Annotated in this window: 4 protein-coding genes; 3 read left to right on the forward strand and 1 reads right to left on the reverse strand. The window is 58.2% G+C overall.

Annotated features, from left to right (window positions below; all coding sequences use genetic code 11):
- From Q0341_RS09755 to Q0341_RS09765, 3 genes are all read left to right on the forward strand, one after another.
- Positions 1 to 258 (forward strand): hypothetical protein (locus Q0341_RS09755; protein WP_299512629.1); only part of this gene is annotated, 258 nt, incomplete at its 5' end.
- Positions 255 to 662: a type II toxin-antitoxin system VapC family toxin gene (locus Q0341_RS09760; protein ID WP_299512632.1), complete on the forward strand. Its 408-nt coding sequence runs from the start codon at positions 255 to 257 to the stop codon at positions 660 to 662. The genes Q0341_RS09755 and Q0341_RS09760, both read left to right, overlap by 4 nt.
- Positions 659 to 850, forward strand: coding sequence for a hypothetical protein (locus tag Q0341_RS09765; protein WP_299512635.1), 192 nt, complete (start codon positions 659 to 661; stop codon positions 848 to 850). The genes Q0341_RS09760 and Q0341_RS09765 overlap by 4 nt, the downstream gene beginning before the upstream one ends.
- Here the strand turns inward: Q0341_RS09765 and Q0341_RS09770 are convergent.
- On the reverse strand, positions 814 to 1,573 hold a 760-nt coding region (locus Q0341_RS09770), incomplete at its 5' end, for an ATP-binding protein (protein WP_299512638.1). The two genes, Q0341_RS09765 and Q0341_RS09770, sit on opposite strands and share 37 nt — an antisense overlap.

Below are 1,573 nucleotides of genomic sequence, written 5' to 3' on the forward strand. Positions count from 1 at the left end.
CGCAACGAGGTGACGGGAGAGATCACGCTCAAGCCCAAGGACACGGAGACATTGCGCAAGAGACGGCTAGATGCGCTGATGTCTGCCATTACAGACAACCCATTACCAGACGACTTTTTGTCGGATGCCAGTCGGCAAAACAATCCACCCAAAAATCCGTTTGCGGATTGGGAAGCGACTACAGCCCCAAAAGCCTCCGTAAAAGCAACGACCAAAGCACCTGTTAAACGCACCGCCAAAACCAAGGACCGCAAGTGATCAAGTTTTTGGTGGACACCAACATCTTGGGCTACTTTGCACGCAACAGCTCTGCCGCGCTGCAAACGCGCATGTTGGCGGCGCTCAAAAAGCAGGAGATCGCCATCTCCGCCATCACCCGCGCCGAAACACGGTTTGGGCAGGCACTGCTGCAAGCCGAAGACAAACGCCGCCGAACCATTGATTTGCTGCTCAATGAGTTGCCCGTTTTGCCATGGACGCTGGAGGCCGCAGACCGCTATGGAGAAATTGCAGCCCACCTGCAACAAACCGGGCAACCCATTGGCGAGATGGACACTCAAATCGCCGCGCATGCATTGGCGCTAGGCCTGCCCTTGGTGACCCACAACACACGGCACTTCAAGCGGGTGCCGGGTTTGAAAATTGAGGACTGGATGACGTGAAAAAGAAGATCGTTTACACGGATGAGCCCATGGCCGATGTTGAGGTGATTGTGGATTTTCTGCCGTCGCCTGCCGAGCTGGCGTTCAAGGAAGATGGCGTGAAAGTCACGCTGGCCTTGAGCAAGAGCAGCGTAGACGAATCGCAGCAAGATCAGGCCTTAATGGCCATCTCACGCGCCGTGCGGTAGCCCCCCACCCCCTTGATATAAGCCACCAAATCCCCAAAAAACGGATGCCTGCACAGCGTGGACGAATCGCCCACCAGCAGCAGCTTGCGCCGTGCGCGGGTCATGCCCACGTTCATCCGGCGGATGTCGGACAGGAAGCCGATCTCGCCTTGGGGGTTGCTGCGCGTCAAGGTGATGGCAATGATGTCGCGCTCCTGGCCCTGAAACGAATCGACGGTGCCCACGCTGAGCCTGCGTTGCAACAGCAAACCGTTCAGCACTTCGCTGTCTTCGATGGCGTCTTTTAAATAGTTGATTTGGGCGCGGTACGGCGCAATGACGCCGATGCTCAGCGGGGTGTGTTGGTGTTTGTCGTGTTCCGCGGCGTCGTAGGGCATCAGCAGTTGCGCCAGGCGCTCCAGCAGCAAATGAGCTTCTTCGGGGTTGGCGGTTGAACGGCTTTCGGGGATGGCCACTTCTTGATAACCGCAGCCCGCCGTGTCGATGAATTCCACCGGCAGGTCGGGGGCAAAGCGCGGGTCATAAGCCTCCAGGCCCGCGTGGCGCACGCTGGCGTGCGGCACCAATTGGCCGCCATAAAACTTCTCGGAGCTGAAGCCCATGATCTGCGCGTGCATGCGGTATTGCGTGGTCAGCATGCGGGCCGTGTTGGGTTGGCGCTGGATGCACTTTTCAAACAGGGTTTCGCGCAGGCCTTCACGGGCGGCTTGTTCGCTTTTCACC

The sequence above is a fragment of the uncultured Limnohabitans sp. genome (assembly GCF_937889215.1).
GTDB lineage: Bacteria > Pseudomonadota > Gammaproteobacteria > Burkholderiales > Burkholderiaceae_C > Limnohabitans_A.